Here is a 17,131-nt window from a genome sequence, read left to right on the forward strand (position 1 = left end):
GCATGCCCCAGCCTTGCATGTACACGGCTCAAAGGGAATCCTCAATCGGACTCTTCTGTCAGGCGGAAACCACTAGGGACGGGTGGAGCTTACCTGAAACTCGCACCTGTATTGAACTTCGCAATTATTCTTCTTGTGATGACCGTTCTAATTCGCGCAAAGGCTGTCATCGATGGAATCACGAGCCTGATCGACCTTTCGGCTGATCTCGCTGTTAGCGAGGCTGAACAAAGGGACGAAATCGTGAAGCGCGAAATGCTAGAGGCAATTGACCGTATGCCCCAACGCGACGGCTACGGAAGCTACGTTGAGCTAAAGCACCATCACTGACAGCCATCGTTCGAGCACACAGAACTCCTGGTTGGCATCAGATGCGATTTGACCAGCATACGTATGTCACTGTCAGGTATACCCTGAGGTGACGTCACACGGCAGCGAAGATATCATGTAACATTTGGATTGACAGGGCTATTTGTGACGCTGCTACCGTTGGGCTTAAACCCTGAGGTTACAGCATGGCCCGCATCGGTTACGCCCGTGTCAGCACTACCGACCAAGACCTCGATACCCAGCTTGCGAAGCTCAAAGCTGAGGGATGCCAAGTGATCCGATCCGAAAAGGTGTCGGGGTCCAGCCGCAATGGCCGCCTCGAACTGGCCACGATCCTCGACTTCCTGCGCCCCGGCGATGAGCTTGTCGTCACGCGCCTTGATCGCCTTGGCAGAGACACCCGCGACGTCCTCAACCTGATCCACGAATGCGAGCAAAAGGAAGCCTTCGTAACCGTACTCGACCCCCATGTTTCAACCCGAGGAGAGATGGGCCATATCGTGCTAACTGTGCTTGGTATGGTCGCTCAGATGGAGCGCCGGTTTATCAAGGAACGGCAGCGGGACGGCATTGAGCAGGCTAAAGCCGGGGGGACTTACAAGGGCGGTAAGCGGCGTTTGGACCACGAAAAAGTTTTAGCCCTGCACGGCAGGGGCCATGGCCCAGCGGCAATCGCTAAAGCACTCGGTTGCTCACGTATGCAGGTGTATCGGATCCTAGGAAATTGGCATAAGGCAGACAACATGACCGAAACGAGGTGAGCAGGACGTCAGTCTCCTTGGCCAAGAGCTCCAAGCTAAGAATCGGGTTGAAACTCCATCATCTGGATGCCTAAGAATGTCCGAAAGCTGGTGGGGAGCAGACCTTTAGAATCTCTGCTCTATTTCCCAGTTTGACCCGGTGCGGACCTTCGGTGGCTCGCTCGCCTGGTTACGCAGCCTGTTCCTACCATCGGGGCTACCTACCGCAGTTCCCGTCATCAACCGTTGAGGGGACCGGATAGACTGACGGCGTAGATCAGCCCGTCCCAGGACCAAGTGGACGTGCCTTCAACCAGAGAAACATTGGCACACGCGTCCATTGCTTGAGATGCTCTTGGCCCTCACTGTGATTTGGGATTGGTTCACGAATGGAGGTGATCGCTAACCCAGCTGCTTCCAAGGCGGCCGCGTAAGCCTCCAAAGGCTGCGACCACCCGGCAAAATGCATTCGCAAGCCGCCGCGCTCCTCGACCCCATCAAAGCGTTGACGTCCAAAGTAGCTACCCTCAAGCACGAATGGAGCATCAGGCTGAGCATTGGCGAAGTTCCCTCGGTCACGGAAAGGATGGACAATCGAGATGAATAGCTGTCCGTGCGGGCGCATCACCCTTCGGATCTCCCGCAGTGACGCGGGTACATCCTCGACGTCCATCAAGACGTTATAGGCGACCACCTGATCAAAGCTGCTGTCTTCGAATGGTAGATCGCGAGCATCTGCAACCGCATAGTCATGTGCCGAGTCCGCTTGCCGGGCCGCTTCAACGAGCTCAGCGACAGTGTCTGCTGCGGTGACGCGGTATCCAAGTGCCTTCAGCTCGCGGGAGATACGCCCTTCGCCGCATCCGACCTCCAGTGTCTTCCCGTTACCCTCGCCGAGAAATGCAACGAGAGCCTCGCGATAAGCCCAGAAGGCATCGTGCTTGGGTGAGCGTGCCCAAGCGGTCCACTCCGCAGCTACTCGTGTCCAGTGCGCGCGGTCCAGCAATGGCTCGTCCATCGGCCAACTCCGTCCTGTCTAGGTGATCCCGAAGCAGAAGATGCCCTCGGATGTACCGACTTTGTGGCTTAGAAGCTATTCCTAGAGATCGTGGAAGGCGTGTTCTCTGTGCAATCTTCAGGCGCGTTCCCGAGTGGCGTTCCCGAGCGTTGACCAGCCTACTCATATCGAAAGTCAAGGCGTTGGCACCGGCGTCTTATACCACGCCGCTCCGCAACTGGTCGGCGCTATGGAGCACGCTGGTGGCCCCGAAATGGTGCTCCCACAGCTTCGCGCCTAAGCCGGCAGAGCGGTCCAGGGACGAACCGACGGTCAGCCACTTGAGCATCGTGGGATGAAGTCCAGCGTCGAACAGCATGAAGCCGGCGGCAAGGCAGCAGGTATCGGCTTGGATGCCGCAAACCAAGACACGCTCGAAGCTCATGGATTTGAGGTATCCGATGAGCTCGGATGGCGGGAGGTAGCCATGCTTGACGAATACCTTGTCGGTTTGGACCAGCGGCTCGTCCGCGGGGGCAGGCTTCCACCCAAGCTGCCGCTCGAACGGGGTCACTGCCTCGTCGTGCCTCTCGACTGTCGCTACCGAGTGCATGGTCGGAGCGAGCCGGGATATCCCTTCCACCTGCCACTCGGGCGGGTTGAAGCACGGTTGGACGTCGACAATGAGGAGTGCTTGTTTCATGAGGTGTATTAGCGGAGATTATACCACTGTTCCATCCCAGACCTCCTGGAGCTTCCGCTATAGCGGTGCAGCGTAGAATGAGCATTTCGTCCGGTCATGGCACGTCTGCGAAGTAGATCGAATTTCAGCTCACGCGGGGAACACCGGACGTTCTTGTGAGGCACGGTTCATCGCGTTTCGACCCAGTACGGACATTCGCCTTTGATGGTGGCTTGAGAAAAGCGACGTGGGCTGTCACCAGCAAGCTACACTCCCGCACAATCCACACTTATGGACCTACGTTGAACCGCCTGGGCTCTCCGATCGCAGAATCCTAACACTTTGATCACGCTATCCACTCGTACATCGGTCTGGGTTACAGCTCCGGTGGAGCTGTCCTCTGGAAAAGCGTTCTGTGTGGTCTTCAGTTGCAGCGCCTCGTTTGTGTCTCCTCGACACGCCTGAGAGATGAGGACCCGAACAGGATGCCTATTCCAACCCTTACGGTTTGCCGCGGCCGGGATGCCGCTCGTCCCCCTGCATCTTGGGGCACAGGCAGCAACCTTCACGTGCTGCATCTCCCGCAGGCCGAGCATGCGTTCTACGGCTCCATGGAAGCGGACTGGCAGAAGTGCCGCGAAACGGTTCTGGACTTTTTACAACACAACGATATCGAAGCCTGAATGGGGTTGCCAGTGGAACCTCGGTTTGATCGCCTATGGACTTGCACCTATGGAGCGCACTGAATGCTGACCATTCGTCCATCACGTCCCGACGACATCAAAATTATGTTCAACATCTGGTGTACCGCTGTGCAGGCGACCCATAACTTCCTGAGCGAGCCTGATTTTGAGTTCTTTTCCAACATAGTTCGTAACGACTACCTGCCCCATGGCCGGTTCTGGGTCGTCGTTGATGCCTCAGACGTGCCTGTTGCCTTCATGGGCATGACAGGGCCGATGATCGATGCTCTCTTCGTCGCCCCTGATCAACATGGCAGGGGAATTGGACGTCTGCTCGTTGAGCACGCCCGTGGCCAGGAGGATGGCCTGGCCGTTGACGTCAACGAGCAGAACGAAGGAGCACGCGCCTTTTATCAGAGGATGGGGTTCAAAGAGATCAGCCGCTCTGAATTGGACGGCACAGGTCGCCCTTACCCGCTCATACACATGAAGATGGTGGCTTAAGACTCCGCTGTCTTCTAGGGTCTGTTAGGTCTTGAGCCAATCGAGAGCGGCGGCGAGGCAGAGGATGCCCATGAACGATGAGGCCGTCTTCTCGTAGCGGGTTGTAACAGCCCGCCACTCCTTCAGGCTCGCCCAGAGCCGCTGGTTCCGTTGCAACTCCTGACATAAGTCAAGCGGAGGGCAGACAAGGACGCTGGTTACGCGGCTGTACCGAACAGGGTGGCAATGAAGCCGCGCTGAGCGCCCATGTTATTGGGTAGCACACCGACGACCTGTCCCTTGCGGATCATCGCTATGGCCTCATAGCCGGATATCGTCTGCGTGGCAGTCACGAAGCTCTTGAAGCCCAGTCCAGGGCGAGCCAGACGCTTAATGCGCCGGTGATCCTGCTCCACGATGTTATTCAAGAGCTTCACCTGCCGGAGTTTGGCAAAGCGCCAGAGTTCTCCGTCCCGCTTCATGGCTTTCGCCGCAATAGGATAGGCTGCATTCTTGTCGACCGTGATGGTCCGCGGATTGACTGTATGTGACTGCTTCAGGGCTTTCCGGAAGAAGCGCTTGGCGGCAGCCGCATCCCGCTTGGGTGAGAGCAAGAAATCAATGGTCTGCCCGGCTGCATCAACAGCACGGTACAGGTACACCCATTCGCCCTTCACTCGGAGGTATGTTTCGTCCACCCGCCAGGAGCCATTCGTCATCCGCAGGTGCGGGCGGACGCGCTTATCGAGTTCGGGAGCATAAGTCTGAATCCAGCGAAAGAGGGTGGTGTGGTCTACCTGCACACCCCGATCCGAGAGCATGCACTCAAGATCACGATAGCTGATCGGGAACTGCAGGTACCAGCGGACCGCCCACAGAATGATCTCCGCCGTGAACTGCCGACCCTTGAACAGGTTCTTGTTATCTTGGTTCACCCTCAGCCCCTCTCAACACTCTCCTGTCGTATACCCGGCGGAGCGAACCTCAAAGCTGCAACAGAACCTCAGCGCCTGCCATCCCAGTGCCGTTGCATCTGCGCGATACACATTATGCCAGTGCCAAGACGCTTCATGGTTATGGCGGATACGTTTTCCCTCACGACGATGCGAGAGGATGGGTGGAGCAGGAATACGCTCCCGGCATCGCACTTGGTCAGTTCTATCAGAGTGACAGCAGAGGGCCGAATACCTTCGAGGGGCGCGCCGACCAATACTGGTCCGAAGTCACTGGCCGGGAGCAACCCCGGCATCCGAAGGAAAGTTAATGCTGTTTTCGCCTCTTTATTGCCACGGTTCCCCTGCCCAACTAGCCTCCTTCGCGTGACGGACCTGTCACCGGAGGGCGGAACATGACGTTCCGCTAGAGGAAACGACTAGGGACTAGGGACGAGAATGGCGACTGGCACAGTAAAGTGGTTCAATGAAACCAAGGGATACGGCTTCATTCAGCCGGACAATGGCGGCAAGGACGTATTCGTTCATATTTCAGCGGTGGAGCGCGCAGGCCTTCGCAGCCTGCAGGATGGGCAGAAGATCTCCTACGAGATTGAGCAGGATCGTCGCTCGGGAAAAGAATCCGCGACCAACCTGCAGCAAGTCTAAGACCTCACACATTCGCGGAACCTTCCGCCTTTACGATGAGCCGCTCCGGTATTGGGGCGGCTTTTTTGTTACGCCTGACCTAATGGAGATTCCTCAGTATGGCAGCTTCGACCCCAAAGTTCCTCAGCGATGAGCGGTTCATCAACGAACACCGAAAGGTGTTCGTGATGTTTATGGGCCATGACGGCTATTCAGAAGAGATGTCAACCGAGGAGTTCCCTCGCCTTCAGCAGACCGTCAAACTCGACGCCTGCCCGATGGCCTATCTCCGCCTCCAACGCACCGGCTCCCGCTTTGCCCTCGACCGCCGCAAGAAAATGGAGATCGCGGAAATCTACCATAAAGCAGGGGAACATGCGTATTACGGCTACTGCATTGCGCTCGGCATCAAGCCTGAGTGATTGGACCCTCCAGCCCTCGACTGTTCTCATTCAGACGAGAAGAACTATTTGTACCGGTCAGGCCCTCAGACTCGGTAATGGAAGGAGACGCAGTGACCACCCGTCTTATGGACATCCTGGATCGCGATGCCGCTATCATGAGAGCCAAGATGGCTGAAGTCATGCCAGCTGCCGACGGCGAAGCACAACGAGCTCGGGAGTTGATGATCCTCTTGCATACTGGGCTCTTCGTTATCCAGAGGGATGAGACAAGCACAGCGGAGGAGTTGCGCGAGTTCGCTGGTCAAATCCTCGACCGCACGCGCATCACTAAACAGTAGCAGCCGAAATATTCCTGTGAGTTCCCTGAGTTTTAGATTGGTGCGAAGCCGCCGGTAACCGCGCTCAGCTATCGAAGACAGTTGGTGATCATAGTGAGGACGGGTATCCGGCGCGGGAAGGAGAATGTTTCGTTACCTCTGGAGGCATAAGGCGTTCAGCGCTGTGCTGCTGCTCCTGTTCGGCGTGGGCTTCTATCTAAACCCCATTGCCGCCTGGGCCGGGCTCGCGTTGCTTCTGTTCTTGCGCCTGACGAAGGTTCACTCGCTTCTGCTGGTATATGATCTGACGGACCGGGCCGCGATCAAGCATATCCGGACGCTGGCAACCAAACGCGCCCATATGCTCTCGCCAGACGAATACGGGAATGTGTCTGAGGAGACATGGGACAAGCACCTCAACACCTTCATCAAGAAAACGCTCCTGCCGGAGTTCCAGCGCAGGAAGGTCGACCACCTCCTCGCTAAGGACCCAAAGCGCTACGTTGCCCGCCTGAGGACGCGGATCAACCGGATCATCGACCGGTACCAGCCCGCAGAAATGGCGGACGAATTCGACGAGACGATGACTGGCAGGGAATTCGAGCTCTACTGCCGTGACATCCTGCAGGAAGCAGGTTGGCAAGCAGCCCTCACGCCTGGATCGGGCGACCAGGGAGCAGACATCATCGCGGAGAAGGATGACAGGCGAGTGGTAATCCAGTGCAAGTTCTACAACGGCGCCGTCGGCAACAAGGCCGTTCAGGAAGCGTACGCTGCCGCAGCCTTCCAGGATGCTCCTTACGCTGTGGTGGTCACAAACTCAGTCTACACGAAATCCGCGCACCAGCTCGCGCACAAAAACGGCGTGCTGCTGATGCACCATACCGATCTGGAGCGGCTCGAGCTGATCGTCACCAGCGGCGCAGGCTCCCGTTGATACAAGATTCCATTCAGCGCTTGTGGCTTATAGAAAGTCCTCAATCGACAGCTGTGCGGTGTTGCGCGGCTTAGGGCTCGGCTTCTTTGGGCCGTCCTCGACACCTGCGGCGACAGGCTGCTTTCGGGTGATCGGTGTATCTTCCGACTGCATCCGCTTCATCCGAGCTTTTGCCTTGTCGCGGGCCTGTGCTTCCTCAGACTGCGGATCCTCGGTCAGCCACTTCCCGCGCTTGACCACTTCATTCACGCGACCCTGGTTGATCCCAAGCTGGAATGCGATCTCCTGCTGGGTCATATCGGTCGTGGTGTGGAGTTCAAGGATCTTGCGTGCGAGTTCCGGTGTCATCTTCCGCCCGGCTACCCGACGAGCCGGCGTGATCGACCGCGTCTTCTTCTCCTCCTTGCGGATCTTTTCCAGGATGGCCAAGGCCATATGCATGCCTTGGACGCGCAGGGCTTCTTCAAACTGCTTCAGCGTAGCCAAAAGAGAGACTCCTGAACTCCTGCCCCGATGCAACTACACCGGCTCAGACTGACTTTTGAACGACGAAGAGGTGACAAGCCGACAGCCCCGCACGGCTACCGGTGGAGGTCAGCCGAATTACGGTGACCCGAAACAGAATAGAGTCCATGATTCGTGTTTTTCAAGCCCGGGCCTCAAACTGGTTGTTGATTTGTTCTGTCAATGCCCGAAGCGGGCTTGTCACGTTCCTAGCTTGCTGACCGGATTGCAGCGGCTTAACTATTTGCATGACCTCACCGTGCTACTCCGGCTACCGCTTTCCGAGTGACATCATTCAGCGTGCGATCTGGCTCTATCTGCGCTTCACCCTCAGCTATCGCGATGTCGAGGAGCTCCTGGCCGAGCGCGGGGTCGAGGTGTCCTACGAGACCATCCGGCGCTGGGTGCTCACCTTCGGGCCGGCAATCGCACGCCGGCTGCGGGCGCGGCGGGCGAAGCCGCACAGCCGCTGGCACTTGGACGAAATGTTCGTCCGGATTGGTGGCAAGCAGATGTATCTCTGGCGCGCCGTCGATTGTGAAGGTGAGATTCTTGAGGTGCTGGTTCAAGCCAAGCGGAACAAGCAAGCCGCCCTGAAGCTCATCCGCAAATTCCTGAAGAAGCATGGCACAGCCCCAACCGAATGGATCACAGACAAGTGCCCCGCGTATGCGGCTGCGCTTCGAGACCTGAAGATTCAGAGGGCTGCTCACATCCAGGCCAATCGGGCCAACAACCGAGCGGAGAGTTCGCACGTGCCGGTACGACGACGAGAGTGGAAGCTGCAGGGGTTCAAGTCACCCGGCTCGGCCCAGCGGCTCCTATCAATGCATGCAGCGACCTACAACACGTTCACCGTTCCTCGCTATCTCACCACCGCCCGAACGCACCGGCTCCTGCGAGTCGAGGCGTTCGCCGCGTGGCGCGAAGCTGCGGGTGCCGCGGCATAACGGGACATATGTGGCAGATCTCATCTCAGCGTCCCTTCACAACGTGACAAGCCCCAGGCGTGAGCCCGTAGGGTGACGTCTGCGTTTTGACACGGCCTCGGTCAAAAGCGGTAGCCCGAAGCGGCCCTCTACCGTCTGCTCTGCGCGCGAAAGCAGAATTTCATTCCTCAGGCCGAAGCGGGCTGGCGTACGAGGGCACAGCAACGGTCCTTCCAAGCAGGGGATCGAGAAGATGGAGCGTTAAGCTTGACGTTATGCGGCGTTCGGCGGATAGCCGCTGCCCATATCAGTTCCTGTGAAGAGCCCCATAGAAGCCTAGGGCTCAGCTCTCTTTCAGAGGCTGCTTTGAACGTTAGGCTACTGCGAACTCCTCGCAAAGGGGCATACCTGCACCGCATGCGGGGTTGCAGATGCATCACTTCGGTTAAATGGAGCTGCCGTAAGTTCTCCTCCGGCAGCTCACGCTTCCATTAAGGCATGTACTGACCGCCGTTCACCTCAATGGTCTGGCCATTGATGTAGCCGCTCATGGCTTGCGACGACAGGAAGAGATAGACGCCCACGCAGTCCTCCGGATCGCCGATCCGGGCAAGCGGAATCGTCTTGCGCATGTTCTCCAGCCAATCCGGACTGGAGAATCGCTGGTGGAACGGTGTCATGATCACGCCCGGCGAGACGGCGTTCACGCGGATGTTGTCGCCTGCGAGCTCCTTCGCCATGTTGCGGGTGATGTTGCCGACGAAAGCCTTGGCACCTGCATAGAGCCCGGCGCCGGGGCCGCCGCCGTTGCGGGCCGCGATAGAGCTCGTATTTACGATGGCTCCCGCCCCAGCCTGCCGGAAGTGCGGCACCGCCGCCTTAGAGGCCATGACTACGGAGCGCACGTTGATGTCGAGCACCTGATCGTAAAGCTCGTCGTCCACCTCCATGAGAGGCGCGCGCTTCACCATAGCTCCTGCATTGTTGATGAGCACATCGAGCCCGCCAAGCAGGGTCGCCGCTTCGTCCACGACTGCCTTCGCAGCGGCGCTGCTGGACACGTCACCCCTCACCATCTGGGCCTCGCCGCCCCTCTCACGGATGGCGGTGACCACGGCTTCAGCTTCCGCGGCGCTGGAATTGTAGTGAACGGCAACACGTGCCCCGAGCTTGGTAAAGCCCTGGGCTACCGCGGCACCGATACCCGTGCTGGACCCTGTGATGAGGACGCGCTTGTTTTGAAGATCGCTGAGCATTATCGTCTCTCTCTTAGGCTGCTTGCGAGCCGAAGCCCGCATAGAGGCTCGGGAAGGTGTGTCCGGCATTTTCCAGTTCAACGCCCTTCGCCATGGCAGGTGCTCGAGCCCAGGGGCGGGCTAGCTGGTCGGTCAGGCGGTTGATCTCATCCATGTACCGGGCGGATTCCTCCTGAAGCCCCAGTTCCATGGCCGCCAGATCAGGATAGGCGCCGAAGGCCTTCCACCAGATCGCGCGACCGGCGAGATAACCGTTCGCGCCGGCGCGGTAAGCGAAGGCGAGCACGCGGCGGAACTGCTCCATTCCCGCTCCGGCGCTCAGCATCACCCAAGGGCGATCGATGATGTCGCCGATCTTGTTGAACCATTCCTGCGCCTTGCGGACCTCATCGGTCTCCTCGTCGGGATTGGGCAGGGCATCAGCAGGGACAGGGCTTTCGAGCTTGTAGATATCCACGCCGAAGGAAGGATCAGCAAAATCGCGCAGGCTCTGGAGCACGAGCTCCGGATACTTCTCCTTGTTTTCGATGTAATCCGTCGTGTGGTTTGCAGCGCCCTGGAACGGATAGACGAGAAGCTCCAGAAGGAAGGCGATGTCGTATTGAGCGCATGCCTCTCCCACCGAGCGCACGAGCGCCTGCTGATGCGCTACCACATCGGGGCTGCAATCGGGCCGGTACCACAGGAGAAGCTTCACGCCATCCGCACCCATGCGTTTGATCTTGGCCACGTCCCAGCCTGCCGGAAGACGCGTCTTGCGTCCGCCCGGCGTATCCTCGAAGCGAAAATCCTCAAGGGTGATAAGCAATCCACGATCCGCTGGAATGTCGCTGACGGCGAGACTGAAACCATAATCGGGGTCGATCAGCACGGCCGAGCCCATGGGTGTCAGGGCTCGGGCGAGCATCGCCTTCACAGGGGCCACATCCTCATATCCGACTTGGCGCGGCGCGATCTTCTCGCCAATGGCTTTGAGCATGGGAGGACGCTGGTCGACGGCAACCATCTTGAACCGCCCCTGAGGATCCGACAGCCGCCGAAGTCCTCGCAGCTTTCCGGCAGAGATCTGCATTACGATAGTCCTTTCTCGAGTCATGATGAGTGGTGCTGGTTAGAAGGAAGTGGTGTGCCCTATCTCCTGAGCCTGCTTGAGCTCCGGAGATTGCGGGCGTGGCCTGCGGATCATTCTGAGAACGAACCCCACCAAGGGCAGTGACCAGAAGAGAAGTGCGGCAACCCCGAGCACAGCTGCGATGGGACGCTCGAAGAACGCCAGCAGGTTCCCGTCCGCGATGGTCATGGAGGTGAGGAAGTTCTGTTCGAGCATGGGGCCGAGCACGATACCAAGGATGATGGGGGCGATCGGGATTCGGGCCTCCGACAGGGCGAAGGCGATCAGGCCGAACGCTACCATGACGATGATGTCGAACACCGCGTTGTTGATCGCGAATGAGCCTACAACGCAGCTCAGAAGGATGACCGCCATGAGCTGGGGTCGAGGCACGGTCAGGATGCGGCTTGCGGTGCGGATGGCGAGCCAGCCGAGAGGCAGGAGCGCCAGGTTCGCGATCAGGAAGATCATGAACACTGCGTAGAGCATCGCCCCTTGCGTTTCGAAGAGTCTCGGGCCCGGATTGAGACCCTTCATGTAGAGCACGCCGACCGCAATAGCTGTGACCGCATCGCCCGGAACGCCGAACACCAGCGCCGGAACCCACGCACCGCTGAGGCCCGCATTGTTCGCGGCTCCGGCCTCGATGACGCCCTCCGGGTGACCTGTGCCAAACTTCTCCGGCTCCTTAGAGAAACGGCGCGCGGTCGCATAGGTGATCCATGCCGCGATGTCGCCGCCCGCGCCGGGCAAGATGCCGATGAGGGTACCGATGATGGAGCCGCGAGCGACATTGGTGCGGTACTTCGAGATCAGCGGCATGATCCCGCTGAAGATGCCAGTTACATTCTGAGGCTTAGCGAAACGATGGCGCGCGGTGCCATAGACAAGACTGTGCAGGATCTCCGACAGGGCGAACATGCCGATCATCGCCGGGACGAAACTGATGCCTCCCATCAGATCAACCACGCCGAAGGTAAAACGCGGGGAACCGCTGATGACGTCCATGCCCACCGTCGAGATCGCAAGGCCGATGAACAGGGAAATGATGCCCGGAAGATAGCCAGAGGAACTGACGAGCGCGGCGCAGGTGAGGCCGATGGCTGCAAGCCAGAAATATTCGAAGCTCGAAAAGTTGAGGGCGACACGCGCCAGGGAAGGTGCGGCGAAAATCAGCACGATGGCGCCGAACAGACCGCCGATTACCGATGAGACTAGACTGGATCCAAGCGCCTGAGCGCCAAGTCCCTTCTTCGTCATCATGTAGGTTTCATCAGTGTAGGCCGCCGAGGCAGGCGTTCCGGGAATGCGCAGGAGGCACCCGGGAATGTCGCCTGCGGTGATCGCCATCGCCGTACAGGCCACAATGGCCGCCACCGAGGAAAGCGGGTCCATGAAGAAGGTCATCGGAACCAGCAGCGCCGTCGCCATGGTAGCTGTGAGGCCGGGCACGGCACCGACGAACAGCCCGAAAAAGGATGCTAGGACAACGGTCAGGATGACCTGAGGATCGGCAATCAGCCGGAAGGCTTCGAAGATCGTCTGCATTGCAGCCTCACAATCCCAGGTTCGCCAGGATTCCTGCCGGAAGCGGAACCATTAAAAGTAGGATGAAGAGCAGATAGACAGCCACGGTGGCGATGACTGCCAGAAGCGCTGCGCGCCAGAGCGCCACATTGAGCAGCACCAGGAACCCGGTCAGGAAAATCGACACCAGCACGATGAAACCGACGGTTTCCCAGAGACGGATGATCAGAGCAAAACCCACCACAAGCCACGCAAAGGCTGCATAGTAAGGACGGGCGGCGGGAGCTTCGTCGCTCCCGTCGTCCACAGTTCCGAATACGGGCTCTATGGCAGGCTCGGGCTGCCGCAGCGCATTGAATGTGTAGGCGACACCACTGAGGAGCAAGCCAATGCCGATGATGGTCGGGAAGAACGCCGGCCCGTAATCCTGACCGGGGATCACCGGGAACTGTGCCGCCCCAAGTATGATACCTCCCCCCAGCACAGACAGAATGATTCCTGCGAAGAACTCGGTCTTCCTCATGATGCCGCCTGCCTTTTGCCTGTATTACTTGCCCAATCCGGCTGCTTTGATGGCCGTTCCGAAGCGTTCGTCGGCATCCGCGAGGAACTTCGCAAAGTCCTCGCGACCTGCGTAATCCTGGCCGAACTTGCGTGCCGTCATGAACGACTTGAACTCCGGCTTCTGGACAACTTTCGCCATCGCATCGGAGAGACGCTTGGCGATATCGTCAGGCAGGCCCTTCGGAGTGGCGACGCCACGCCACGAGGACAGATACCAGTCGACGCCGGTAGCCTCCTTAACGGTAGGCACGTTCGGGAAAGCGGGATCGCGCTCGGCGCGCATGATGGCGATCGTCTTCACCTCACCCGCATCCACCATGGATTGAACCTCAGGCAGAGTGGTGGCCACAACGTCGATAGCCTTGGATGTGAGCAGCTGAAGCGAAGGAGTGATGCCGTCGGTGGGAACCCACGGAATGCTGTCGACGGGCAGGTTCGACGCCTTCAGAAGACCCGCCACCGCCAGATGGGGGGCGCCGCCGCGATTGGCGCCGGATGCCTTGAACGTGCCCGACTTTGCCTTGGCCTGCTCAAGCAGTTCCTTGAGATCCTTCGCGCCATCGGGCCGCACATTGATGCTCTGGGGATCGGTGTTGTAGAGCGCAATCGGAGTGTAGCTGCGATAATCGACGGGCGACGTGCCCATCCAATGGTAGAGCGACAGCTCTGTCGTGATCACGCCGAGCGTGTAACCATCGGGCTTGGCATTCGCGATCTCGGTGTGCCCGACGATGCCGCCGCCGCCCGTCCGGTTGACAACGTTCACGGGCTTTCCGAGTTCCTGCTCGAGCAGGGATGCAACTATGCGAGCCGTCGCGTCGGTGCCGCCGCCAGCGGCCCATGGCACGATCAGCGTGATCGGACGCTCGGGATATTGCGCCAGGGCGGGTGTCGTGAGGGTCAGGGCGGCGGCAGCTGCGATCAGAAATCTACGTGTCAGTTTCATCTTTTCCTCCACTTCGTCTTGCACCTCCGCTTTCGTGCGGATGGCTTTAATCTAAGGTTTGACGTCAATGAGCCGGGTTCATGAGAGTGTTGATCGTTCTCCCCTTGTTATTGTTGCCTGCGCCAAATTGAGCGCTGAGAAATGTGTCCAGCTCCGAGCGGTTCGGAATTCCAGCGCGACCACCCCAGCGGGTGCATTTCAGGGCGGCGGCAGCCGCCGCGAAACGAGCGGTTTCTTCCAGCGCGAGGTTCTCCGCGATGCCGAGCGCAAATGCTCCATGGAAGACGTCGCCGGCGGCAAGCGTATCAACGGCATCCACCGGGTAGGACGGCGTCTGACGCAGTTGGCCATCTGCGAGCCATGCGAAGCCGCGTGAGCCCAGCGTGACGCCTACCATACCCTCCGTGCGCTCCTGCGCGCGTTTGAGGCCGGTCTCAAACGCCTCCTCGCCGGACAGACGCTTGAGTGCGGGCGCTGAAAACACTGCATAGTCGACGAGATGGATCAGCCGCTCGACTGCGTCATCAGTGGTGAGGTCGGCATCCAGAACCGTCTTGACGCCCTGCTCGGATGCCGCACGCAATGCCCGCTCCGACGCCGCGGGCCACCGCACGTCGCCCAGAACCACATCGAACTCCCGAATCCTGTCCAGCGGCAGCCAAGAGGAATCCGTATCAAGCTCCCGGTCGGCGAAGGCTGTGATGAGACGCTCGCCGTTGCGGTCGACCATGACCGCCGAGACGCCGGATCTGCGGCCGGGGATGCGCCTCATGTGGCTCACATCCACACTGTATTCCTGGATTTCCGTGATGATTCGCGCACCGACCTGATCGTCACCGACGCGAGCCCAGAGGCTTGCCTTGCCACCGAGGCGGCTGACGGTGACTGCTGCATTGGCCGCAGGACCGCCTCCCACCTGGATAAAGTCGCGCGCGAATACCTTCGTCGGCTCAGGGGGAAAAGCCTCAATGGCAAAGATGTTATCGAGAACGGCGACGCCGACGCAAAGAACCCGTCCTGGCAACATCCACCTCCCATTGAGTTTCGGATTGTCGTTCCATATACCGGAACTGGGTTCCATTACGCCGTTCCGTATTCCGGATGTCAATTCCGAAAATGGTGTCGAGCCCAAGTAATTTGTGGTACGAGATTTCAAAATCTTCACGGGATGAGGTTCTGTTTATGAACAAGCCTGCGCGCGGCATCGCGCCACAACGACAGGAAGCATCTTCCGAGACCCAGGATCAGCGCGGCTCTTTGAAATCGATGCAGAAGCTCATGGCCGTTCTCGACTGCTTTTCCCGCTATGACCGCGCGCTGACCTTGAGCGAAATTTCAGCCCGCTGCGGAATGCCGAAGACGACGGTCCACCGACTCGTGACGAGCCTGCGCGAGGCGAAGCTGCTGGAGCAGGACAGGGAGCGCGACAGATACCGGATGGGGATCCGCCTGTTCGAGCTCGGCAGCATCGTTCTGGCGAACCTCGATATCAACCGCGAGGCCCGTCCGTTCGTCGAACGTCTTATGGCCATCAGTGGCGAAAGCGCTCATCTGTGCGTCTTCGACGGCACCAACATGGTGATCATCGAGCACCGCGAGCCGGGAGCGCTCTCTGTGAACTGGACGACCACGCTTTCGATTTCACCCTCGTACTGCACAGGCGTGGGCAAGGCCACCCTCGCCTTTCAGGACGAAGTGGTGATTGAGAAGGTCATTCGTAACGGGCTCGTTCCTTACACACCCACGACGATCACGGATCCCGACGTCCTTCGCAATGAACTCCGCGCCGTTCGCGAACGGGGCTATGCCATTGACGAAGGGGAGCATCAACCGGCAGTCCGGTGCGTTGCTGCGCCGATCTACAACGCCGCGGGTCGCGTGTTCGCAGCCGTGAGCGTGACGGGTCCGAAAGAGCGAGTCACTCATACGCGTGTGCCGGAGATAGCCGAATACGTGGTTGCAACAGCTAATCAGCTTTCGCGCCAACTTGGCTACGGTGCTGCGTAATTCTTAGACTGGCAGAGGACATGATGACGACGCCTAGCGATCTTCACGGCGTGATTGTTCCCCTAGCGACGCCTTTCGATGAGAGCGGCGCAATCGACCATGATGCATTCAGCGAGCAGATCGAGTGGATGCTTGCACAGGAGGTTGACGGGCTGGTCGTCGGAGGTAGCACGGGCGAAGGCTTTACGCTCGAGCCTGACGAACTCCTGCTTTTGACACGGAGCACCGTCGAGGTCGCAGCCGGACGAATTCCGATTCTGGCCAGCATCATCGCCGACAGCACGCGAAGCGCAGTCTCGCGCGCGACGATGCTTCAAGGCCTGCCGATCGCAGCCCTCCAGGTTGCCCCGCCTCACTACATTTTCTCGCCGTCGGAGGATGGTCTCGTCAGTTTCTACCGCGCCATTGCCGAAACCACCAGAGTTCCCCTAATCATCTACAACGTGATCCCTTGGGCGAAGGTGACGCCCAAGCTTGCTCTGCGCATCATGCAAGAGGTTCCTCAGGTCATTGCCGTTAAGCAGAGTGACCGTGACATGGACGTGTTCGCGGATCTCACCCGCTCGGTAGGTCCCCAACGGGTGTTCGGTGCTCTCGATGGGTCGCTTAAGAGTTGCTACGATTTCGGGATTGCAGGCTCCATCGCGGCGATTGCATGTGCGGTACCGAATGAGAGCGTCCGTTTGTGGCGCGCCGTCAAGGATGGCCGAACTGCTGAGGCATTCGCTCTCCAACTGCGGCTATCGGACTTCTGGGCTGCCCTGACAGGCCCCAATCTCCCTGCACGTGTCAAAGCGGCTCAAAGGCTTCAGGGGTTGAAGACCTCTTGGCCCCGAGCTCCCATGGAAGCCGCAGCACCAGGGGATGTAGCTGCCCTCAGCCACGCCCTCCGGGGCCTGCGGGAAACATCTCTCGAATTACCATGACGTTGGAAGCCGGAGCTGCATGTCAGGAATCTGCTTCTTCTTGAGTACGAAGCTCCCGCCCTATAGCTGGAAAAGCTACAAACTATCAAAAGGGCTCCAAGGTCAGCCGTTCGCAGGTCCGCTTGTTGCCCGATTGCGTTGACAAAGTCGGCATCGAGACGGGCTGGGACAGCGCTGAAGCTTGCTTTATTGAGGTCAGGTCTGAGGT

The 17,131-nt window shown here is 59.1% G+C and carries 21 protein-coding genes and 1 pseudogene; 11 read left to right on the forward strand and 11 right to left on the reverse strand.

What is annotated here, in order from left to right; genetic code table 11:
• Both AC0QTX_RS25695 and AC0QTX_RS25700 read left to right on the forward strand, forming a co-directional pair.
• Window positions 1-330, forward strand: a 330-nt coding sequence (locus AC0QTX_RS25695; RefSeq protein ID WP_474606639.1) for a hypothetical protein, incomplete at its 5' end; no start/stop codon positions are given.
• A gap of 185 nt (window positions 331-515) precedes the next feature.
• Window positions 516-1,091 carry a recombinase family protein gene (locus tag AC0QTX_RS25700; RefSeq protein ID WP_474606640.1) on the forward strand — a complete coding sequence of 192 codons (576 nt, stop codon included), beginning with the start codon at window positions 516-518 and terminating at the stop codon, window positions 1,089-1,091.
• A gap of 256 nt (window positions 1,092-1,347) precedes the next feature.
• On the opposite strand, the gene AC0QTX_RS25705 is transcribed toward AC0QTX_RS25700, so the two are convergent.
• Window positions 1,348-2,088 carry a class I SAM-dependent methyltransferase gene (locus AC0QTX_RS25705; protein ID WP_474606641.1) on the reverse strand — a complete coding sequence of 247 codons (741 nt, stop codon included), beginning with the start codon at window positions 2,086-2,088 and terminating at the stop codon, window positions 1,348-1,350.
• 196 nt (window positions 2,089-2,284) lie between these two features.
• Window positions 2,285-2,770: an isochorismatase family protein gene (locus tag AC0QTX_RS25710; protein ID WP_474606642.1), complete on the reverse strand. Its 486-nt coding sequence runs from the start codon at window positions 2,768-2,770 to the stop codon at window positions 2,285-2,287.
• Between the two features lie 725 nt (window positions 2,771-3,495).
• Here AC0QTX_RS25710 and AC0QTX_RS25715 point away from each other — a divergent pair.
• Window positions 3,496-3,936, forward strand: a complete 441-nt coding sequence (locus AC0QTX_RS25715) for an acetyltransferase (protein WP_474606643.1) — start codon at window positions 3,496-3,498, stop codon at window positions 3,934-3,936.
• 24 nt (window positions 3,937-3,960) lie between these two features.
• Here the strand turns inward: AC0QTX_RS25715 and AC0QTX_RS25720 are convergent.
• Together AC0QTX_RS25720 and AC0QTX_RS25725 are read right to left on the reverse strand one after the other, a co-directional pair.
• Window positions 3,961-4,080 (reverse strand): annotated as a pseudogene (locus AC0QTX_RS25720) (IS5-like element ISMex42 family transposase); the annotation flags it as partial.
• A gap of 53 nt (window positions 4,081-4,133) precedes the next feature.
• Entirely contained in the window at window positions 4,134-4,850 is a 717-nt protein-coding gene (locus tag AC0QTX_RS25725) for an IS6 family transposase (RefSeq protein WP_474606644.1), read from the reverse strand.
• Window positions 4,851-4,936: 86 nt separating this feature from the next.
• On the opposite strand from AC0QTX_RS25725, the gene AC0QTX_RS25730 reads away from it, so the two are divergent.
• The 5 genes from AC0QTX_RS25730 (at window position 4,937) to AC0QTX_RS25750 (ending at window position 7,153) form a co-directional block, all read left to right on the forward strand.
• Entirely contained in the window at window positions 4,937-5,179 is a 243-nt protein-coding gene (locus AC0QTX_RS25730; RefSeq protein WP_474606645.1) for an AAA family ATPase, read from the forward strand.
• A 127-nt stretch (window positions 5,180-5,306) separates the two neighbouring features.
• Complete coding sequence (locus tag AC0QTX_RS25735; protein ID WP_036356235.1) at window positions 5,307-5,516, forward strand: cold-shock protein; 210 nt, start codon at window positions 5,307-5,309, stop codon at window positions 5,514-5,516.
• A gap of 98 nt (window positions 5,517-5,614) precedes the next feature.
• Window positions 5,615-5,917, forward strand: a complete 303-nt coding sequence (locus AC0QTX_RS25740) for a hypothetical protein (RefSeq protein ID WP_474606646.1) — start codon at window positions 5,615-5,617, stop codon at window positions 5,915-5,917.
• 92 nt (window positions 5,918-6,009) lie between these two features.
• Entirely contained in the window at window positions 6,010-6,237 is a 228-nt protein-coding gene (locus AC0QTX_RS25745; RefSeq protein ID WP_474606647.1) for a hypothetical protein, read from the forward strand.
• A 124-nt stretch (window positions 6,238-6,361) separates the two neighbouring features.
• Window positions 6,362-7,153, forward strand: coding sequence for a restriction endonuclease (locus AC0QTX_RS25750; protein WP_474606648.1), 792 nt, complete (start codon window positions 6,362-6,364; stop codon window positions 7,151-7,153).
• 27 nt (window positions 7,154-7,180) lie between these two features.
• Here the strand turns inward: AC0QTX_RS25750 and AC0QTX_RS25755 are convergent, their stop codons facing one another.
• Complete coding sequence (locus tag AC0QTX_RS25755; protein WP_474606649.1) at window positions 7,181-7,639, reverse strand: sigma factor-like helix-turn-helix DNA-binding protein; 459 nt, start codon at window positions 7,637-7,639, stop codon at window positions 7,181-7,183.
• A 266-nt stretch (window positions 7,640-7,905) separates the two neighbouring features.
• Here AC0QTX_RS25755 and AC0QTX_RS25760 point away from each other — a divergent pair, with 266 nt between their 5' ends.
• A complete protein-coding gene (locus tag AC0QTX_RS25760; RefSeq protein ID WP_474606650.1) occupies window positions 7,906-8,607 on the forward strand; it encodes an IS6 family transposase in 702 nt (233 codons plus the stop codon).
• 470 nt (window positions 8,608-9,077) lie between these two features.
• Here the strand turns inward: AC0QTX_RS25760 and AC0QTX_RS25765 are convergent, their stop codons facing one another.
• From AC0QTX_RS25765 to AC0QTX_RS25790, 6 genes are all read right to left on the reverse strand, one after another.
• Window positions 9,078-9,842 carry an SDR family NAD(P)-dependent oxidoreductase gene (locus AC0QTX_RS25765; protein ID WP_474606651.1) on the reverse strand — a complete coding sequence of 255 codons (765 nt, stop codon included), beginning with the start codon at window positions 9,840-9,842 and terminating at the stop codon, window positions 9,078-9,080.
• 13 nt (window positions 9,843-9,855) lie between these two features.
• Entirely contained in the window at window positions 9,856-10,914 is a 1,059-nt protein-coding gene (locus tag AC0QTX_RS25770) for a tagatose 1,6-diphosphate aldolase (protein WP_474606652.1), read from the reverse strand.
• A gap of 39 nt (window positions 10,915-10,953) precedes the next feature.
• A complete protein-coding gene (locus AC0QTX_RS25775; RefSeq protein ID WP_474606653.1) occupies window positions 10,954-12,501 on the reverse strand; it encodes a tripartite tricarboxylate transporter permease in 1,548 nt (515 codons plus the stop codon).
• 7 nt (window positions 12,502-12,508) lie between these two features.
• Window positions 12,509-13,003 (reverse strand): tripartite tricarboxylate transporter TctB family protein, encoded by a 495-nt coding sequence (locus tag AC0QTX_RS25780; protein ID WP_474606654.1) that lies wholly within the window; start codon window positions 13,001-13,003, stop codon window positions 12,509-12,511.
• Between the two features lie 24 nt (window positions 13,004-13,027).
• The gene (locus AC0QTX_RS25785) at window positions 13,028-13,990 is read right to left on the reverse strand and encodes a tripartite tricarboxylate transporter substrate binding protein (RefSeq protein WP_474606655.1); all 963 of its coding nucleotides are present in this window, start codon (window positions 13,988-13,990) and stop codon (window positions 13,028-13,030) included.
• A gap of 64 nt (window positions 13,991-14,054) precedes the next feature.
• Window positions 14,055-15,017: a PfkB family carbohydrate kinase gene (locus AC0QTX_RS25790; protein WP_474606656.1), complete on the reverse strand. Its 963-nt coding sequence runs from the start codon at window positions 15,015-15,017 to the stop codon at window positions 14,055-14,057.
• A gap of 155 nt (window positions 15,018-15,172) precedes the next feature.
• On the opposite strand from AC0QTX_RS25790, the gene AC0QTX_RS25795 reads away from it, so the two are divergent.
• On the forward strand, window positions 15,173-15,997 hold the full coding sequence (locus tag AC0QTX_RS25795) for an IclR family transcriptional regulator (protein WP_474606657.1): 825 nt from the start codon (window positions 15,173-15,175) through the stop codon (window positions 15,995-15,997).
• A gap of 20 nt (window positions 15,998-16,017) precedes the next feature.
• Window positions 16,018-16,923, forward strand: coding sequence for a dihydrodipicolinate synthase family protein (locus tag AC0QTX_RS25800; protein ID WP_474606658.1), 906 nt, complete (start codon window positions 16,018-16,020; stop codon window positions 16,921-16,923).
• Window positions 16,924-17,131: the final 208 nt, after the last annotated feature.

This window comes from Microvirga sp. jy35 (assembly GCF_056148915.1).